This is a genomic window from Microbacterium sp. NPDC089186, from assembly GCF_040685115.1.
GTDB classification, from domain to species: domain Bacteria; phylum Actinomycetota; class Actinomycetes; order Actinomycetales; family Microbacteriaceae; genus Microbacterium; species Microbacterium galbum.
This window is the reverse complement of sequence record NZ_JBFBHJ010000004.1, coordinates 299,476-317,231: the sequence shown is the minus strand read 5'-3', so window position 1 is coordinate 317,231 and position 17,756 is coordinate 299,476. Positions and strand designations below refer to the sequence as shown.

Sequence of the window (17,756 nt, the reverse complement as noted above, 5' to 3'; positions counted from 1 at the left end):
ATGCAGCTCGAACCCGCCCTGCGCCGTCTCGATCGGATCGCCGGGGGCCGGCAGGCCGATCATCGTGTCGCGGCGTCCGACGATCCGAAAGTGCGCCGGGCCTTCCGCGCGATGACGGTGCTGCTCGCCGCGGGGTTCGTCCTCGGGGTCGCGACGGTCGTCGTGGCGCTGTGGATGAGCCTGAGCGGTCAGGACGTCGGATTCGCGGTGTGGATGCGCTGTTTGGTGGTGCTGGGCATCACGACGACGCTGTTCTACTTCCTCTGGCGTGCACACGCGGGGTGGTACTGGGCCTTCCGGCGCCTGCAGCTGTTCAGTCGCATCTTCCCGGTGGTGGCGCTCGTGCTGGCGGCCATCCCCGGGCTGTACCCGTTCTGGGTGGTGACGGAGCAGATCCTTTTCGCCCTCCTGCTCATCGGGGTGTCGGATTACCTGCAGTCCGACGCGATGCGCGCGGCCTATCCCAAGCCTCGGCGCTGAGGTCTCGGCGTGCGGATGCCGTGGGAGCCGGCGTGCGGGAAGGGGACCGGTCCCTTCGACGGACTCAGGGACCTCGGGGTGCGGGCTCAGGGACTTCGGGGGGTGGGCTGAGGGCCGTGCGGGAGGCGGGCGGGAACGACGGAACCCCGCCGGCACGGGGCCGACGGGGTTCCGTTCGTGGGGGCGGGATCAGCGCACGTCGTCGTCGATCCAGTCCATCGACTTGGTGACGGCCTTCTTCCACAGGCGCAGCTCGCGCTCGCGCTCCGCGTCGTCCATGCTCGGCTCCCAGCGCTTGTCTTCCTGCCAGTTGGCGCGCAGGTCGTCGAGGTTGTTCCAGAAGCCCACGGCCAGACCCGCGGCGTACGCGGCACCGAGGGCGGTGGTCTCGGCCACGACCGGACGCACGACCGGAACACCGAGGATGTCGGCCTGGAACTGCATGAGCGCGTCGTTGGCGGTCATGCCGCCGTCGACCTTGAGCTCGGCGAGGTCGACGCCCGAATCCGCGTTGACGGCATCCAGCACCTCGCGCGACTGGAAGGCGGTGGCCTCCAGCGCCGCGCGGGCGATGTGGCCCCGGTTGACGTAGCGGGTCATGCCGACGATCGCGCCGCGGGCGTCGGGACGCCAGTACGGGGCGAACAGGCCCGAGAACGCCGGCACGAAGTACACGCCGCCGTTGTCGTCGACGCTCTCGGCGAGCTTCTCGACCTCGGGGGCCGAGGAGATGATGCCGAGCTGGTCGCGCAGCCACTGGATGAGCGAGCCGGTCACGGCGATCGATCCCTCGAGCGCGTAGCGGGCGGGCTGGTCGCCGAGCTTGTAGCCGAGGGTCGTCAGCAGACCGTTCTTCGAGTGGACGATCTCCTCGCCCGTCTGGAAGATGAGGAAGTTGCCGGTGCCGTAGGTGTTCTTGCTCTCGCCCGGGTCGAAGGCGGCCTGACCGAAGGTCGCGGCCTGCTGGTCGCCCAGGATGCCGGCGATCGGGGTCTCGCGCAGCAACGACGACGACTCGACGGTGCCGTAGACCTCCGAGGAGGAGCGGATCTCGGGCATCATCGAGCGGGGCACGCCGAAGTCCGACAGGATGTCGTCGCGCCACTCGAGCGTCTCGAGGTCCATGAACAGGGTGCGGCTGGCGTTGGTGACGTCGGTGGCGTGCACGCCGCCGTCGATGCCGCCGGTGAGGTTCCACAGCACCCAGGTGTCGGTGGTGCCGAAGACGAGGTCTCCGGCTTCCGCCTTCTCGCGGGCTCCGTCGACGTTCTCGAGGATCCAGACGATCTTGGTGCCCGAGAAGTAGGTCGCCAGCGGAAGACCGACGATGCTCTTGTAGCGCTCGGGGTCACCGTCGGCCAGGCGGTCGACGATCGACTGCGTGCGGGTGTCCTGCCACACGATCGCGTTGTAGACGGGCTTGCCGGTGTTCTTGTCCCAGACCACCGCGGTCTCGCGCTGGTTCGTGATGCCGACGGCGGCGATGTCGTGGCGGGTGATGTCGGCGCGGCTCAGGGCGAGGCCGATCACCTCCTGGGTGTTGCGCCAGATCTCGAGGGGGTCGTGCTCGACCCAGCCCGCGCGCGGGAAGATCTGCTCGTGCTCCTTCTGTCCGACGGAGACGACGCTCCCGGACTTGTCGAAGATCATCGCGCGCGTCGAGGTCGTGCCCTGGTCGATGGCGAGGACGTAGTCGGCCATGGATGGACTCCTTTGTCTTGTTCAGTGAACGGGTGAAGAGAGGAAAGGGGAGGCGGGGGCGCCGGGCGACGCCCCCGCGACGGTGTTACTTGCCGAGGCTGAGGAGCACGGGGGCCAGCAGACCCGCGAGCAGGCCACCCACGAGGGGGCCGGCAACCGGAACCCACGCGTAGCCCCAGTCGCTGGAACCCTTGCCCTTGATGGGGAGGATGGCGTGGGCGATACGGGGGCCGAGGTCACGTGCCGGGTTGATCGCGTAGCCGGTGGGGCCACCGAGCGAGGCGCCGATACCGACGACGAGCAGGGCGACCGGGACAGCGGCGAGTCCGCCGATACCACCGGGGACGCCGATGTCGGCCACGCCGTAGTCGCTGAAGCCGAAGATCACGAAGACCAGCACGAAGGTCGCGATGACCTCGGTGAGGAAGTTGAAGCCGTAGGAGCGGATCGCGGGGCCGGTCGAGAACACGCCCAACTTGTTGGCCGGGTCGGGCTCGTCGTCGAAGTGCTGCTTGTACGACGCCCATGCGAGCACGGCGCCGATGATCGCACCGACCATCTGGGCCGCCACGGCCACGAGGAACTGGACGAAAGCGATCTTGCCCGCGACGAGCAGACCGATCGAGACGGCGGGGTTCAACTGCGCGCCGGAGTAGGCGGAGACGATCACACCGGCGAACACGGCGAGGCCCCACCCCCAGTTCACCATCAGGAAGCCACCGGCGTTGCCCTTGGTCTTGGCGAGGGCCACGTTGGCGACCACGCCGCAGCCCAAGAGGATGAGCATCGCGGTGCCGACCACCTCCGAGAGGAAGTACAGCCCCAGGTTCACTTCTTGCATGTCGTCATCGACCTTTCTTTTCTCACCCGGACACCTTCGGCTCGGGTGGTGATGCGGCTCGGTGTTCCGAACCTATGCGCGTCGTGCGGGCGCGCGACAGGTGGCGCGCCCGCACGTTCTCTCAGATTCGCGCGACCCCGGCCTGCGCCAGGTCGACCCGGTGCGCGGAGCGCAGGATCTCGGTGGTGCGGCTGATCTCGTCGTCGACGCGATCGGCGTCCCAGCCGAGGGGACCCGCCACGGCCTCGGCGACCTCGCGGAGCGTGCGCTCGGTCATGCCGCCGACGAAGGCCAGGTGGGTACGGCGCAGCAGGACGTCGATCAGGTGCACGACCTGCTCGTTCGCCGCGATCCACTCGAGCTCTTCGCGGTAGTACCCGGGGGCGTCTTCGACCGGGGTCGGATCGGCCGGCAGCACGTCGAGGATCGCGTCGGCCCGCGTGCCGTAGCGCTCGAGCATGGCATCCACGAGTTCCGCCGAGTGAGCATTCGTGCGCGCCGAGATCCACCGGCGACGCTGCTCGGGCGTCGCGGGGAAGCCGGCGCCGCCGCCGATCGACAGGCCCTGCGTGCTCACGCGGTGCGGGCGACGGAGCTTCTGCAGCGTCTTCATGCTGAGGTGCTCGGCGAGGGCGCGGAAGGTGGTCCACTTGCCGCCCACGAGGCTCATCGCGGGGGTTCCGGCGATCTCGTCCTCGACGATGCGGTAGTCGCGCGAGACGAAGCCGGGTGCGGTGTCGTCGTGGCGGGGGAGCGGACGGATGCCGGAGAACGTGTAGACGATCTGCGAGCGGTCGACGCCGACGGTCGGGAAGACGTGGCCGATGAGGTCGAAGAAGTACTCGATCTCGTCGTCGGTGCACACGACGGGCTTCGACGGGTCGGCGTCGATGTCGGTGGTGCCGACGAGGACGCGGTCCTTGAGCGGGTAGATGAGGACGATGCGGCCGTCGGAGTGCTCGAAGAAGATCTCGCGTCCCCCGGTCGCGGCGAGCAGTTCGGGGTTGTCGAGCACGATGTGCGAGCCCTTGGTGCCACCCATGAACTGGGTCTTCAGTCCCATGGCCTCGTTGGCCAGGTCGGTCCAGGGGCCCGCGGTGTTCAGGATCACCTTGGACTTCACGGTGAACTCCTCGCCGGACACCTCGTCGCGCACGCGCACGCCGTTCGCGTCGGCGCCGACGGCCGAGACGTAGTTGACCGCCTGCGTGCGCCCGGCGCCCGCCTCGATGCCGTCGCGCAGCACGTCGAGGGCGATGCGCTCGGGGTCGTGCATCGAGGCGTCGAAGTAGGTGGCCGTGTAGGCGAGATCGTTGTTGAGCTTGGGCAGCTCAGCGAGCGACTTCTTCTTGCCGAGGAACTTGTGCCGGGGGACCGATCCGCCGTCGCGCGAGAAGGTGTCGTACATGATGAGGCCGACCTTGATCAGCAGGGCGCCGCGCTCGTTGGGCTTGCCGCGTCCGTGCGTCACCAGCAGGCGGAACGGGGCGGACAGGATGCCGGAGAACGTCTTGTAGATCGGGATCGTCGTCTCGAGCGGCTTGACGTAGTGGGGGGCCGTCTTGAGCAGGTCGTTGCGCTCGGTGACGGCTTCCTTGACGAGACGGAACTCGCCGTTCTCGAGGTACCGGATGCCACCGTGCACCATGTGGCTGGAGGCGGAGGACGCACCCGATACGAAGTCGCCGCGCTCGACGAGGGCGACGCTGACGCCCTGCAGGGCCAGGTCGCGCAGGGTGGCGAGGCCGTTGATGCCTCCACCGATGATCAGGACGTCGAGGTCTTCGGCGTCGCGGAGCGCCTGGACGTCGGGGCGGAGCGCCGGGACATCCGCGCGGGGCGAAGAAGTGGGGGACGACATGTCGACTGCGACCTTTCGTTGTTGGTACGACGATCAGGATGCGCTCGTCTGCACGTTGTTGCAAGCCCCTTGAACAAACGTGCAGAATGGTGTTCATGAAGGTGTCGAGACAGTGACGACGCAGGCGGAGGAGCGCTCCCGAGACGCGCTGCGCGCGGCTCAGCTGTACTACATGCAGGACCTCACGATGGATGCCATCGCGCACGAGATGCGCGTCTCGCGGTCCTCGGTATCGCGGTTGCTGCAGCACGCCCGCGACGTGGGGCTCGTCACGATCTCGATCAGTCCGCCCGACGACGCGCGCGGCCAGATGGCTCAGCGCATCGCGGACCGCTTCGGCATCACCGCGCACATCGTCCCCACACCCCCGCGCACGTCCGAGGCCGAGCGTCTGGAACGGACCGCCCTCACCGCGGCACGCATCCTCGCCGAGCGGGTCGAGTCGTCGATGACGGTCGGGGTGGCCTGGGGATCCACCCTCTCCGCCATGGCGCGCCACGTGCCGCAGAAGGACGTGCACGACACCCACATCGTGCAGATGAACGGCGCCGCGAACGTGCGCACCTCCGGCATCCCCTATGCGGGGGAGATCCTGTCGAAGTTCGGTGCGGCGTGGTCGTCGTCGGTGCACCAATTCCCGGTGCCGGCGCTCTTCGACGATCCGCGCACGAAGCAGGCCATGTGGCGCGAGCGCTCCGTGCGCTCGGTCCTGGAGATCCAGCAGCGCGTCGGTCTGTTCGTCTTCGGACTCGGCTCGCCCCACGCCGACGTGCCCTCGCACGTTTACAGCGGTGACTACTTCGACGAGCGCGACCGCGCGGTGATCGAGCGCGAGGGCGTCGTCGGCGACTGCGCGACGGTGTTCTACCGTGCCGACGGCTCGAGCGACATCCCCGAGCTCAACGCGCGCTCCAGCGGGCCCGATCTCGACACGGTCCGTCGCATCCCCCGGCGCTTCTGCGTCGTGTCGAGCCTGTCGAAGCTCGACGGGCTGCGCGGGGCGCTCGCTGCGGGCCTGGTGACGGAGCTCGTCGTGGAGGAGTCGCTCGCGCGACGCCTGCTCAGCGTCACGCGCTGACCGGTCGGAATGCCAGGCCACCCCGGCGCGGAGGGAGCCTCAGCGCTCGCCGAAGCCGTCGTCGATGAGAGCGCGCAGCTCATCGAGGGCCTGCTGCGCCTGCGGCCCGGAGGCGCTCACGCGCACGCGCGCCCCCTGCCGCACGCCCAGCGCCATGAGGGCGAGCAGACTGCGCCCCGAGACCTCGTCGCCGCCGGTGTCGAGATCGACGATGCGCACGTCGGCGTCGTAGCGCGACGCCGCCTTCACGAAGGTCGCGGCCGGCCGGGCGTGCAGTCCCGACGGGTTGACGATCTGCGCCTCGAACGACGCGGTGTCGGGGGGAGCGTCATCCTCGACAGTCCCCGCATCGGTCGACGGCGCGGAACTCCCCGGGGTCGGAGGGGATGCCGAGGCGTCGTCGTCGCCGAGCTGGTGCCGCTTCGCGTCGCCCGCCCCGCGCACTTCGGCGGCCACCGCGTCCAGACCGGCCCCACCGGCGGCCGTGACCACCGCCGCCACCAGACCCTCGACGAACGGAGCGGGGCTGAGCCGCACACGGTCGGGGGCGGAGACGAACTCGAGCGCCGTCTCGGCGCTCAGGAGGGCCGAGCCCAGGTCCATCAGCACGAGCACGCCGTCGCTCGAATCCGCCTCGTCGATCGCGGCGGCGATGGCCACGGCATCCGTCCCGAGGTCGCCGTCGGGTCCGCCCGCGGCCACGCGCACGACGGGGGGTTCGGTCCCGCCCATCTGCAGCGCGAGCTCGACGGCGGCCTCCGCCAGGGCGCGACTGTGCGAGACCGCGACGATGCCGATCACTCGGCGGCCGCCAGGGTGCCGCTCAGGGCCTCGAGCAGGAGCGTCGCCGAGGCGGCGCCCGGGTCGAGGTGTCCGGCACTGCGCTCGCCGAGGTAGCTCGCGCGGCCCTTGCGGGCCACGAGCGGCTCTGTCGCATCACGTCCGCGCGCGGCGGCTTCGGCGGCGGCGCGCGAGGCGGCGGCAGGTGACGCGTCGTCCCGCGCAGCGGAGTCCCAGGCCTCGAGGGCGGGGGAGAGGGCGTCGATCATGGTCTTGTCGCCGACCTCGGCCTTGCCGCGGGCGATGACGCCCTCGACACCGGCCCGGAGCGCCGCACCGAGGGCTGCGGCATCCACGGGGTCGGCCTCGGCCAGGGCGGGTCCCATGCGCAGGAAGAGGGTGCCGTAGAGCGGGCCGCTGGCCCCGCCGACCGTGGAGACGAGGGTCATGCCCACCGTCTTGAACAGATCGGTCGGAGTGGACGGCTCGGGGTCGAGCTTGGCGACGACCGCGTCGAGACCGCGGGCCATGTTCGAGCCGTGGTCGGCGTCTCCGATCTCGGAGTCGAGGCGCGTCAGTTCGTCCTTGTGCTGCTGCACCGCGTCGCGGAAGGCGCGGATCCAGGCGACGAGGTCGCCGGTCGTGACGGAGGCGGCGCTCATGCGCCCCACCGCAGGCCGGGGGTGACGACGGGGGCGTCCCACAGGCGCAGCATCTCGTCGTCGGCCTTGACGACCGTCAGCGAGGCGCCCGCCATGTCGAGGCTGGTGATGTAGTCGCCGATGAGCACGCGCTGCACGTCGACCCCCGCCTCGGCGAGGAGCGGCGCGATCTCGCCGTACAAGAGGTACTGCTCGATGAGCGGCGTTCCGCCCAATCCCGACAGCAGCACGATCGCCGGCCCCACCGCGTCGCCGAAGTCGTGCACGATCGGCTCGACCATGAGCTTCGCGACCTCGTGAGCGGATGCCAGCTTCACGCGCGAGCGGCCGGGTTCGCCGTGGATGCCGACACCGACCTCCATCTCGTCGTCGGGGAGGTCGAAGGTGGGGCGACCGGCCGCCGGCACGGTGCAGCTGGTCAGCGCGACGCCCATCGAGCGCCCGGCGGACGAGACGCGGCGCGCGAGCGCGGCGACGGCGGCGAGATCGGCGCCTTCCTCGGCGAGGGCGCCGACGATCTTCTCGAGGACGACGGTGGTTCCCGTGCCGCGGCGGCCGGCGGTCCACGTCGAGTCCTGCACGGCGACGTCGTCGGCGACGACGACGGACTCGACCTGCACGCCCTCGGCGGCGGCGAGCTCGGCGGCCATCTCGAAGTTGAGCACGTCGCCGGTGTAGTTCTTCACGATGTGCAGGACGCCCGCGCCCGAGTCGGCGGCCTGCGTGGCTGCGAGAACCTGGTCGGGGGTGGGGGAGGTGAACACCTCGCCCGCGGCGGCGGCGTCGAGCATGCCGCGTCCGACGAACCCGCCGTGCATCGGCTCGTGCCCGGAGCCCCCGCCCGAGACGAGGGCCACCTTGCCCGCGCGGGTCGGTTCCGCGCGCAGGATGACGCGGTTCTCGGCATCCACGCGAAGATCGGGATGAGCCGCCTGAATACCGCGCAGGGCCTCGGCCAGCACATCGGCCGGGTCGTTGACGAACTTCTTCACGATGCCTCCTCGTTGTGGCTCCGACGGTTCGGGCCGTCGGTTTCGACCCTGGTCGTCGGGGGGCGTCGCGTCAAGGGCGAGGAGGCGCGTCAGAGGCGTTCGTGCGGCAGGACCTGCTTGATGCGTTCGATGGGGTTCTGCGCCGGGGCCTCGTTGTAGGCGTTCGCGAGCTCCTGGCCGCTCAGGGCGTGGATGGCGGCCATGATCTCGTCGGTGGCGCCGCGTCGCGCGCGCCCCGAGGTCGCGGGACCGTGCGGCGAGAGGTCGAGGGGCTCGCCGAAACGCACCGTGATGCGCTCGCTCGTGCTGGGGAACTTCGCCCCGACCGGCATCGCCTTGTCGGTGCCGATGAGGCCGACCGGGACCACCGGTGCACCGGTCTGCAACGCCAGGAACGCCACTCCCGTGCGGCCCTTGTAGAGCCGGCCGTCGAGGGAGCGCGTGCCCTCGGGGTAGAGCGCGACGGCGCGACCGTCTTCGAGGAGCACGCGCTGCTGGTCGAGGGCGTCGAGGGCCTTCTGCCCGGCCCCGCGCTCGACCGCGATCGCCCCGATGGCGGTGAAGAACTGCCGCGAGGCCCACTTCTCGAAGTACGCCGACTTCGCCATGAAGTGCACGGGGCGGGGAGCGGCGACCGGGATGGCGATCGAGTCGATGAACGACAGGTGGTTGCTGGCGAAGATCACCGGACCCGTGCGCGGGACGTTCTCTCGCCCCTCGACGTGCGGCCGGTAGACGGCGCGGGCGAGGGGCGCGATGAGGAATCGTCCGAGTCCGTAGGCCGCGCCCATCTGCTGCGGCGGAGCGGCGGCGGGGGGCTCGGCGGGCAGGTCGGAACTCACTCGACGAGGCTACTAGCCGCCGCATGCCGGGGCGTGCATGGGGCGGCGTGCGTCGCGGACGGCCTCTCTGCCGGCCTCCTTCCGCTGTGCTCTCCCAGCCGCGCCAAAGCCGGATGCGCGAGGATGGGAGCTTCCCGTCTTCTTCCGAGAGGTCTCCCGTGCGTTTTCGCCCGATCGCTTCCCTGTCCGTCGCCGCCGTCGCAGTGCTGCTGCTGGCCGGATGCTCCGGCTCGTCCACCGACGCGCAGACGCCCGATGCCACGGCGACCCCGGATGCCGGAGCCTGCCAGACGCCGTTCACCGGCGACGTCCCCGCGGGGCTCGAGGTGTCGGGCGACTTCCAGGGCCCTGTCACCGTGACGCGCCCCGATGGCTTCGCCCCCAGCGACATCCAGCGCAGCACCTTGATCGAGGGCAGCGGCGAGGAGATCCAGGCCGGCGACATCGTCAAGGCCAATTACACGGTGATCGACGCCAGCACGGGTGACGTCGTCCTGGACTCGCTGTCGTCCGATCCGTCCGGGATGGACATGATCGTCAACTCCCAGCAGATCTTCGGCGCGGCCGTGTCGTGCGTGCCGGTCGGCTCGCGCACCGTCTCGACCTTCCCCGCCGGCATCCTCGGCGAAGGCTCTCCCGCCTACGTTCTGGTGGCGGACGCGATCGCGGAGCTCCCGACGCGCGCGGACGGCACCGAGGTCGCCCCGGCCGACGGCATGCCGACCGTGACCTTCGCCGACAACGGTGCCCCCACGGTCACCGTCCCGAGCACCCCCGCGCCCACCGAGACGCGCATCGAGAACCTGCGCCAGGGCTCGGGCGACGTGGTCAACCCCGGCGACACCGTCATCGTGCAGTACACGGGTGTGCTCTACGACGGCGGCACCGTCTTCGACTCGAGCTGGGACAAGGGCGCGCCGACCCAGTTCGCGACCACCGCGGTCGTCCCGGGCTTCAAGAAGGCGCTCGAGGGACAGACGGTCGGTTCGCAGGTCGTCGCCGTCATCCCGCCCGCCGACGGGTACGGCGACCAGGAGCAGGGCTCGATCCCGGCGAACTCGACGCTCGTGTTTGTCGTCGACATCCTCGGCGTGCAGCACGCTCCCGCCGCGCAGTGAGCGCCGTCCGGGGCGTCGCGCCTCGCACGAAGGCGTGCGGCGCGCGACGCCCCGGGGTGGCGGCTCAGTAGGCTGACGGGATGCGCCGCGTCCTCATCCTCGGTTCCACCGGTTCGATCGGCACCCAGGCGCTCGACGTCATCCGCGCCAACGCCGACCGCTTCGAGATCGTCGGTCTCGCGGCCGGTACCGACCGCGCCGGCGTGGAGGCGCAGGCCGAGGCCTTCGGCGTCGAGCACACCGCTCTCGGTGCCGTCGAAGCGGAGCAGCTCGTCCGCGACGTCGACGCCGATGTCGTGCTGAACGGCATCACCGGATCGGTGGGTCTCGGGCCCACCCTCGCGGCCCTCGAGGAGGGCCGCACCCTGGCGCTGGCGAACAAGGAATCGCTGATCGTCGGCGGTGAACTCGTCACCGCGCTCGCCGCGCCGGGCCAGATCGTCCCCGTCGACTCGGAGCACTCCGCCATCGCCCAGGCGCTGCGCGCGGGAGCGTCGAACGAGGTGCGCCGTCTCGTGCTCACGGCATCCGGGGGTCCGTTCCGCGGGCGTTCGCGCGACGAGCTCGGCGCCGTCACCCCGGCCGAAGCGCTCGCCCACCCCACCTGGGACATGGGCCGGGTGGTGACCACCAACTCGGCGACGCTCGTCAACAAGGGCCTGGAGGTCATCGAGGCGCACCTGCTCTTCGACGTCGCCTACGACCGCATCGCGGTGACCGTGCACCCGCAGTCGATCGTGCACTCGATGGTCGAGTTCGTGGACGGCTCGACGATCGCCCAGGCGTCTCCGCCCGACATGCGGCTGCCGATCTCGCTCGGCCTCGACTGGCCGCACCGTGTGGGCGGCGTCGGGGCGCCGCTGGATTGGACCACGGCGTCGCAGTGGACGTTCGAACCGCTCGACGAGAAGGCCTTCGGCTCCGTCGCTCTGGCCAAGCGCGTGGGGCGCGCGGGGGCGACGTTCCCGGCGGTCTTCAACGCGGCGAACGAGCAGGCCGTCGACGCCTTCCATGAGGGCCGGCTGAGCTTCCTCGGCATCGTCGATCTCATCGAGCGCGTGGTCGATCGGCACGAGCCCCCGGCGACCCTCACCCGCGAGAGCCTCGCCGAGGCGGAGACGTGGGCGCGCCGTACGGCCGACGAGGTCATCGCGTCGCGCTGACGTCCCTCGCCGGATGCGGAGGTCCCTGAGCCTGTCGAAGGGACCGGGGTGACGCGGGTTGCGGTGGCTTCGGCGGGCTCAGCCACCTGGCGTCGGGGTTTGGGTGCAGCGATGGTCGGGGGTCCCTGAGCCTGTCGAGGGGACCGGGCGTGCGCGCGCGGGCGCCGGTGGCTTCGATGAGCTCAGCCACCTCGGGTGCAGGGTGTTGCGCGGGTTGCGGTGGCTTCGGCGGGCTCGGCCCCCTCGGGGCGGGTGGGAGGCGATGAGCTGCCGTCGCCCGGTCAGGCGGGGAAGTCGACCGGGCGCTCGGGGTCGGACGACGGCGTGCTGTCGGCCGGGTAGGGGACAGGCCACTGCGGGTCGGGCACGGCCCAGCCGGCCGCGCGCAGGGCGCGTCGTGACAGCTCGCGGGCCGAATAGGGCGTGCGGACGCCGCGGACGTCGCGGTAGTCCTGGTGTCCGGGCCCTGCCCACAGGATCGCGTCGCCCTCGCCGACGAGCTTCACGGCCTCGAGGATCGCCCGCTCCGGAGGGGTGAACTCGTGGATCTCGGCGTCGGGCCGCGCGCGCCGCGCGCCCTCGACGAGCACCGCGCGGATGGCATCCGGGTTCTCGTGTCGGGGGTGGTGGTCGGTGACGACGAGGATGTCGCTGCCTTCGACGGCCGTGCGTCCCATGTCGTGGCGCTTGGTCGCGTCGCGGTCGCCGTCGGCGCCGAAGAGCATGACGACCTTTCCCGGCGTGACGCGTCGCACCGCGGCGAGCGTCTTCTCGAACGCGTCGGGGGAGTGACCGAAGTCGACGTAGACGGCGGGACCCTCCGCCCCCGAGACCAGCTGCGTGCGGCCCGGGAGGGCGGCGTCGATGTGCTCGCCGTCGAGGGTGCTGAACAGGTGCTCCCACGTGTAGCCGGTCTCGAGCAGCATGACGATCGCGAGTCCGGCGTTGGCGGCCATGTGGCGACCGATCACGGGCACGACCGTGGTGAGCGAGCGTCCCTTGCCGTCGGACAGTGTGAACTCGGTGCCCTCCTGGCGCTCGTCGACGATGTCGACCGTCCAGTCGGCGGATGCCACCGCCGCGGGGTCGTGCGCGATCGCGGGCGTCGCGATGGTCACGACCGGGATCTCGGCGCGCGCCGCGATCTCCGCACCCGCGGGGGAGTCGAGGCACACCACGCCGCGTCGCGCGCGGTCGGGGCGGAACAGCGGCAGCTTGGCCTCGAAGTACTCGCGCATGTCGGCGTAGTCGTCGAGGTGGTCGTGCGTGAGGTTGGTGAACCCGGCGACGTCGAACACCAGCCCGTCGACGCGGTGTCGGGTGAGGGCCTGCGCGCTCACCTCGACGGCGACCGCCTCGACCCCGCGCTCGCGCATGAGCGCGAGCAGGGCGTGGAACTCCGAGGCCTCGGGGGTGGTCAGGCGCGAGACGATCACGTCTCCCGCGATGTGGCGCTCGGCGGTGGAGGACAGGCCCGTCACCACGCCGAGCTGACCGAGGATGCCCTCGAGCAGGTGCGAGACGCTCGTCTTGCCGTTGGTCCCCGTGGTCGCCAGCAGGCGGGGGAGGTCGTCGTCGGGGCCGGTGCCGTAGACCCATGCCGAGAGGTCGCCCAACAGGGCGCGGGGGTCGTCGACCACGACGATCGGCAACCCGGTGGGGGCGGCGATGTCGGCGCCCGCGTCGTCGGTGATGACCGCGACCGCGCCGCGCTCGGCCGCGGTGGCCGCGAATTCGGCGCCGTGCCGGTTCACTCCGCGGATCGCGACGAAGGCCTCTCCCGCGCGCAGGTCGGCGGTGGCCAGCGTGATGCCGGTCAGGACGGTTCCGTCGACGTCTCCGACCGTGCGCACGCCCCAGCGGCGGGCCAGTTCCGCGAGGTCGCGGCGGGGCGGACGCTCCGGACGGAGGACGGGGGGCAGGTTCGAGGGGGCGTCGCTGGGCATCGCGTCCATTGTCGCATCCGGTGCCGCACAGACACCGCATCGCGGCCGCACGGGCCGTTCAAAGCCTCCCGGCGGTATCGTCACGAAGGTGACCGCGATCGCCTTCCTCATCGGCGTGCTCGTGCTCGTGATCGGCCTCGCGATCTCGATCGCCCTGCACGAGATCGGGCATCTGCTGCCCGCCAAGCTCTTCGGCGTACGCGTCGGGCAGTACATGATCGGGTTCGGACCGACACTGTGGTCCAAGCGGATCGGCGAGACCGAGTACGGCTTCAAACTGCTGCCGCTCGGCGGGTTCATCTCGATGGCCGGCATGTATCCGCCGGCGCCCGACGACGCCGAGCCCAGCACCAAGCGCTCGCGCTTCTTCGCCACCATGGTGCAGGACGCCCGCGACGCCAACGCCGAGACCCTCATCGCCGCCGACGACCGCGTCTTCTACAAACTGCCCGTGTACAAGCGCATCATCGTCATGCTCGGCGGACCGATCATGAACCTCCTGCTGGCGTTCGTGCTGTCGGCCGTCGCCGTGAGCGGCATCGGCATCGCGCAGGGGACGACGACGGTCGCCTCGGTGTCGCAGTGCGTCATCCCGGCCACCGCCGATCGCTCGGCCTGCGAGGCGAGCGACCCCGTCGCCCCCGCGGCCGCCGCCGGACTGCTGCCGGGCGACACCATCGTCTCGATCGACGGCACCGCGGTGTCCACCTTCGACGAGGCCGCCGCCGTCATCCAGCGCTCGCCGGGTCGGGCCCTGCCCGTCGTGATCGAGCGCGACGGCTCCGAGCAGACGCTCACGATCACGCCCGTGCAGACCGACCGGGCGGTCACCGGCGCCGACGGACGACCTGTGCTCGATGCGGCCGGGAAGCCCGAGTACCAGAGCGTGGGTTTCGCGGGACTCACCCCGCAGTCCGCGCTCGTGCCGCAGCCCCTCTGGGCAGGGCCCGAGGCGACGATCCAGCAGGTCGGGGCGGTCGCGCAGATCATGACGCAGCTGCCGGTCCGCGTCTACGACACCGCGGTCGACCTCGTCACCGGTCAGCCCCGCGACCCGAACGGCCCCCTGAGCGTCGTCGGCGCCGGACGCCTCGCGGGCGAGTACGCCGCCGTGGACGCGCCGATCGCCGCGCGCGTGCAGTCGATCATCGGCCTGCTCGCCGCCCTGAACATCGCCCTGTTCGTCTTCAACCTCATCCCGCTGCTGCCCCTGGACGGCGGGCACGTCGTCGTCGCCCTGTGGGACGGCCTCAAGCGACGGATCGCGCGTCTGCGCGGCACGGTCGCACGCCCGGTGGATGCCACGAAGCTCGTGCCCGTGACCTTCGTCGTCGTCGTGCTGCTGGTGGGCATGGGCGGCGTGCTGTTCCTCGCCGACGTGTTCAATCCGATACAGCTGCTGTGACGCGGGGCCGGTTCGCACGGGCGGGGGCTCTCGGCGTCGTCGTCGTGGCGGCCCTCGCCGTGTCGACCGGCTGCGCCCCGGCATCCGGCCCGCCGTCGACCGGGGGCGCGGTGCGCCTCCCCCCGCAGGGGGCGGGCTTCGACTACCAGCTCGGCGGTGCCTACCCGCCGTCGGACGGGGTCGACATCGTCGTCCGCGATCGCACGGCCCCACCCGCGGGCGCCGGATACGACGTCTGCTACGTCAACGGGTTCCAGACGCAGCCCGAGGATTCGGCGGCTGTCGCCCGGGATCGGCCCGAGCTGCTCGTCGCCGGAGTCGACGGCCCCCTCGTGGATGCCGGATGGCCCGACGAGTACCTCTTCGACACGTCGAGCGAGGCAAGCCGATCACAGCTGGTCGACCTCGTGGGGGAGCAGATCCGCGGCTGCGCCGCCGACGGCTACGCGGCCGACGAGATCGACAACCTCGACTCGTACACGCGCAGCGATGGCGCACTCACCTGGGCCGACAACCGGTCCCTCGCCGAGGCGTACGTGCGCATCGCCCACGACGCAGGGCTCGCCGTCGCCCAGAAGAACACCGCGGAGCACGCCGAGGAGCTGGCGGCCGCAGGGTTCGATTTCGCCGTCGCGGAGTCGTGCGCAGCCGTCGCGGAGTGCGACGACTACAGCGCCGTCTATCCGGCGGTGCTCGACGTCGAGTACGTCGACGAGACGTCGCGCGACGACTTCCTCGCGGCCTGCGGCGACGCCGATCCGCGCGTGTCGATGATCCGGCGCGACCTGCAGCTGGTCGCGCCGCCGGCATCCGGCCACGTCTTCGAGGCCTGCGCCTCCTGAGCGCGCCGCCCCGGCGTCAGGACGCGTCGGTCAGCGCATGCGCGATGAGCCGCTCGAGCGTCCGCATGCCGTCGCGCGACAGGATCGACTCCAGGTGCCCCTGCACGCTCGCGAAACCGGGACCCTGCAGGGCGTAGACGTCTCCGGTCAGGGGGTCGGCGGCGACGTCGACGTCGAGGGGGGCCACGACCTCGCCCCGGTCGTACGTGATGCTTCGACTGTCGCCGGGGTGCACGCGCGCGGTGAAGGTGTTGTAGAAGCCGATCGAGGCGTCCTCGCCGAACACGTCGACGCTCTTCTGCAGTCCCTGATGCGGGCGATCGAGCGGCGTGAGCTCGATACCGAGGGAGTCGGCCAGGATCTGGTGGCTCAGGCACACGGCGAGAAGGGGGTCGCGCCGAGCGGTCCGGCGTCCGACGACGCCGCGCATGGCCTCCATGCGCGGGGTGTCGTCGCGCGGGTCGCCGGGTCCGGGTCCCGACACCACGAGGTCCGCGGCATCCACCTCGGTGTCCGAGACGTCCGCCCAGTGCACGATGCGGGTGTCGAGCCCGAGGTGGCGCAGCTGGTGGGCGAGCATCGTGGTGAAGCGGTCCTCGGCATCCACGACCAGGGCCGTGCGGCCCGCGAACGGGCCCGATCCGTCGGGGTCCTGCGGGTTCATCCAGAACGGTGCGAGACGGTCGTTGCGGGATGCCAGGAGCTCGGCGATCGCGGGATCCTCCGCGAGCGGTCGGCGCTCGGCCACCGGGGCGTCGGGATCCGCATCGGCGGGGACGACGGGGACGTCACGGGGGATCGCGCCGATCGCCCCGAGGACGCCCGCGGCCTTGCCGTGCGTCTCGCCGACCTCGCCGTAGGGGTCGGAGTGGCGCACGAGCGTCGCACCCACGGGTACGCGCAGGCGTCCGTCGACGAGGTACGCCGTGCGGATCAGGATGGGCGCGTCGAGGTCGTGCGTGGGTCCTGCGGCGTTGCCGTTGGGTGTGAACAGTGCCGCGACGCCCGAGTAGTACCCGCGCGGGGTCGTCTCGTGGCGGGCGATCACGGTGCAGGCGTTCTGCATGGGGGAGCCGGTGACCGTGGGGGCGAACATCGTCTCGCGCAGGATGTCGCGGGGGTCGAGGTCGCTGCGCCCGCGCAGCATGTACTCGGTGTGGGTGAGGCGCGACATCTCCTTCAGGTGCGGGCCCGTGATGCGCCCCCCGTCGCTGCACACGGCGCTCATCATCTTGAGCTCCTCGTCGACGACCATGAAGAGCTCCTCGGTCTCCTTCGTCGAGCGCAGGAACTCCGCGAGCGTGTCGGCGGTGGCGCCGCCCGCGGGGTGGCGGAACGTGCCCGAGATGGGGTTCATCGTGACGATGCCGTCCTGGGCGCTCACGTGCGCCTCCGGGCTCGCCCCGACGGCGACGTGCCCCTCGGTGACGATCGCGAAGGTCCAGTACGCGCCCTTCTCGTGCTCGAGCAGCGCGCGGAACCAGGTCAGCGCCGCGGCGCGGGGATCGGCGTCGACGCCCGCGACGAAGTCCCGCCGGATGACGAAGTTCGCCCCCTCGCCGCGACCGATCTCCTCGGCGATCACGCGCCGCACGATGTCGGCGTACTCCTCGTCGGCGATGTCGAACCCGGCGTCCGCGAGGTCCACGGGGGCGGAGGGGAGGGATGCCATGACCCCGGCACGGGGGAGGACGACGCGCTCGCCGATGACGAGGCAGCGAAGCGGAGCGCCGTCGTCGTGACAGACGAACCCGCGCTCGCGCACCTGACGGAACGGCACGAGCGCCAGTACCTCGCGGGCGACGCCGTCGGCGTCGGTCAGCGGGATGTCGGCGAGGAGGTCCACGTCGACGACGTCGCCGGTGAGCACCTCGACGGTGGCGTCGTCACCCGCGGCGGGGCCGCGCGCGATGAGCGCGAACGGCGCGGAACCTGCGAGCAGATCGTGGATCAGAGAGGAGGGGTCGGGCCCGGTCATCGAAGTACTTCCGTCTGTGAGCGAGGGTCCTACGCGGCCGCCGAAAACACGAAGACCGCCCGGATCC

At 71.2% G+C, this 17,756-nt stretch carries 15 protein-coding genes; 6 read left to right on the top strand and 9 right to left on the bottom strand.

Going from position 1 to position 17,756, the window contains the following annotated elements:
* Positions 1-480, top strand: coding sequence for a hypothetical protein (locus AB0N82_RS15320; RefSeq protein WP_315993165.1), 480 nt, complete (start codon positions 1-3; stop codon positions 478-480).
* Between the two features lie 189 nt (positions 481-669).
* On the opposite strand, the gene glpK is transcribed toward AB0N82_RS15320, so the two are convergent.
* The 3 genes from glpK to AB0N82_RS15305 form a co-directional block, all read right to left on the bottom strand.
* A complete protein-coding gene (glpK, locus tag AB0N82_RS15315) occupies positions 670-2,181 on the bottom strand; it encodes a glycerol kinase GlpK (protein ID WP_363392738.1) in 1,512 nt (503 codons plus the stop codon).
* An 85-nt stretch (positions 2,182-2,266) separates the two neighbouring features.
* The gene (locus AB0N82_RS15310) at positions 2,267-3,022 is read right to left on the bottom strand and encodes an MIP/aquaporin family protein (RefSeq protein WP_315993163.1); all 756 of its coding nucleotides are present in this window, start codon (positions 3,020-3,022) and stop codon (positions 2,267-2,269) included.
* 121 nt (positions 3,023-3,143) lie between these two features.
* Complete coding sequence (locus AB0N82_RS15305) at positions 3,144-4,883, bottom strand: glycerol-3-phosphate dehydrogenase/oxidase (RefSeq protein ID WP_315993162.1); 1,740 nt, start codon at positions 4,881-4,883, stop codon at positions 3,144-3,146.
* A 112-nt stretch (positions 4,884-4,995) separates the two neighbouring features.
* On the opposite strand from AB0N82_RS15305, the gene AB0N82_RS15300 reads away from it, so the two are divergent.
* Positions 4,996-5,961, top strand: coding sequence for a sugar-binding domain-containing protein (locus AB0N82_RS15300; RefSeq protein WP_315993161.1), 966 nt, complete (start codon positions 4,996-4,998; stop codon positions 5,959-5,961).
* 39 nt (positions 5,962-6,000) lie between these two features.
* Here the strand turns inward: AB0N82_RS15300 and dhaM are convergent, their stop codons facing one another.
* The 4 genes from dhaM to AB0N82_RS15280 all read right to left on the bottom strand — a co-directional run bounded on the left by dhaM (position 6,001) and on the right by AB0N82_RS15280 (position 9,186).
* Positions 6,001-6,762: a dihydroxyacetone kinase phosphoryl donor subunit DhaM gene (dhaM, locus tag AB0N82_RS15295; protein ID WP_363392734.1), complete on the bottom strand. Its 762-nt coding sequence runs from the start codon at positions 6,760-6,762 to the stop codon at positions 6,001-6,003.
* The gene (dhaL, locus tag AB0N82_RS15290) at positions 6,759-7,403 is read right to left on the bottom strand and encodes a dihydroxyacetone kinase subunit DhaL (protein ID WP_363392731.1); all 645 of its coding nucleotides are present in this window, start codon (positions 7,401-7,403) and stop codon (positions 6,759-6,761) included. Before dhaL ends, dhaM begins: the two co-directional genes overlap by 4 nt.
* Positions 7,400-8,395 (bottom strand): dihydroxyacetone kinase subunit DhaK, encoded by a 996-nt coding sequence (gene dhaK / locus AB0N82_RS15285; protein WP_315993158.1) that lies wholly within the window; start codon positions 8,393-8,395, stop codon positions 7,400-7,402. Before dhaK ends, dhaL begins: the two co-directional genes overlap by 4 nt.
* An 89-nt stretch (positions 8,396-8,484) precedes the next feature.
* Positions 8,485-9,186, bottom strand: coding sequence for a lysophospholipid acyltransferase family protein (locus AB0N82_RS15280; RefSeq protein WP_315994577.1), 702 nt, complete (start codon positions 9,184-9,186; stop codon positions 8,485-8,487).
* A 209-nt stretch (positions 9,187-9,395) separates the two neighbouring features.
* Between AB0N82_RS15280 and AB0N82_RS15275 the strand changes: the two genes are divergently transcribed.
* Complete coding sequence (locus AB0N82_RS15275; protein ID WP_363392727.1) at positions 9,396-10,355, top strand: FKBP-type peptidyl-prolyl cis-trans isomerase; 960 nt, start codon at positions 9,396-9,398, stop codon at positions 10,353-10,355.
* Between the two features lie 80 nt (positions 10,356-10,435).
* A complete protein-coding gene (gene dxr, locus AB0N82_RS15270; protein ID WP_363392725.1) occupies positions 10,436-11,518 on the top strand; it encodes a 1-deoxy-D-xylulose-5-phosphate reductoisomerase in 1,083 nt (360 codons plus the stop codon).
* A 281-nt stretch (positions 11,519-11,799) separates the two neighbouring features.
* Here dxr and AB0N82_RS15265 read toward each other — a convergent pair whose 3' ends face one another.
* Positions 11,800-13,464: a UDP-N-acetylmuramoyl-L-alanyl-D-glutamate--2,6-diaminopimelate ligase gene (locus tag AB0N82_RS15265; protein WP_315993155.1), complete on the bottom strand. Its 1,665-nt coding sequence runs from the start codon at positions 13,462-13,464 to the stop codon at positions 11,800-11,802.
* 88 nt (positions 13,465-13,552) lie between these two features.
* Here AB0N82_RS15265 and AB0N82_RS15260 point away from each other — a divergent pair, with 88 nt between their 5' ends.
* Complete coding sequence (locus AB0N82_RS15260; RefSeq protein ID WP_363392722.1) at positions 13,553-14,869, top strand: site-2 protease family protein; 1,317 nt, start codon at positions 13,553-13,555, stop codon at positions 14,867-14,869.
* Positions 14,866-15,711 (top strand): endo alpha-1,4 polygalactosaminidase, encoded by an 846-nt coding sequence (locus tag AB0N82_RS15255; protein WP_363392719.1) that lies wholly within the window; start codon positions 14,866-14,868, stop codon positions 15,709-15,711. Before AB0N82_RS15260 ends, AB0N82_RS15255 begins: the two co-directional genes overlap by 4 nt.
* Positions 15,712-15,727: 16 nt before the next feature.
* Here AB0N82_RS15255 and AB0N82_RS15250 read toward each other — a convergent pair whose 3' ends face one another.
* On the bottom strand, positions 15,728-17,689 hold the full coding sequence (locus AB0N82_RS15250; RefSeq protein ID WP_363392716.1) for a chorismate-binding protein: 1,962 nt from the start codon (positions 17,687-17,689) through the stop codon (positions 15,728-15,730).
* Positions 17,690-17,756: the final 67 nt, after the last annotated feature.

Excerpts from the sequence above, each read along its gene's own strand:
- AB0N82_RS15320 (WP_315993165.1), top strand. The coding sequence starts at position 1 with ATGCAGCTCGAACCCGCCCTGCGCCGTCTCGATCGGATCGCCGGGGGC.
- glpK (WP_363392738.1), bottom strand. The coding sequence starts at position 2,181 with ATGGCCGACTACGTCCTCGCCATCGACCAGGGCACGACCTCGACGCGC.
- AB0N82_RS15310 (WP_315993163.1), bottom strand. The coding sequence starts at position 3,022 with ATGCAAGAAGTGAACCTGGGGCTGTACTTCCTCTCGGAGGTGGTCGGC.
- AB0N82_RS15305 (WP_315993162.1), bottom strand. The coding sequence starts at position 4,883 with ATGTCGTCCCCCACTTCTTCGCCCCGCGCGGATGTCCCGGCGCTCCGC.
- dhaL (WP_363392731.1), bottom strand. The coding sequence starts at position 7,403 with ATGAGCGCCGCCTCCGTCACGACCGGCGACCTCGTCGCCTGGATCCGC.
- AB0N82_RS15280 (WP_315994577.1), bottom strand. The coding sequence starts at position 9,186 with ATGGGCGCGGCCTACGGACTCGGACGATTCCTCATCGCGCCCCTCGCC.
- dxr (WP_363392725.1), top strand. The coding sequence starts at position 10,436 with ATGCGCCGCGTCCTCATCCTCGGTTCCACCGGTTCGATCGGCACCCAG.
- AB0N82_RS15265 (WP_315993155.1), bottom strand. The coding sequence starts at position 13,464 with ATGCCCAGCGACGCCCCCTCGAACCTGCCCCCCGTCCTCCGTCCGGAG.
- AB0N82_RS15250 (WP_363392716.1), bottom strand. The coding sequence starts at position 17,689 with ATGACCGGGCCCGACCCCTCCTCTCTGATCCACGATCTGCTCGCAGGT.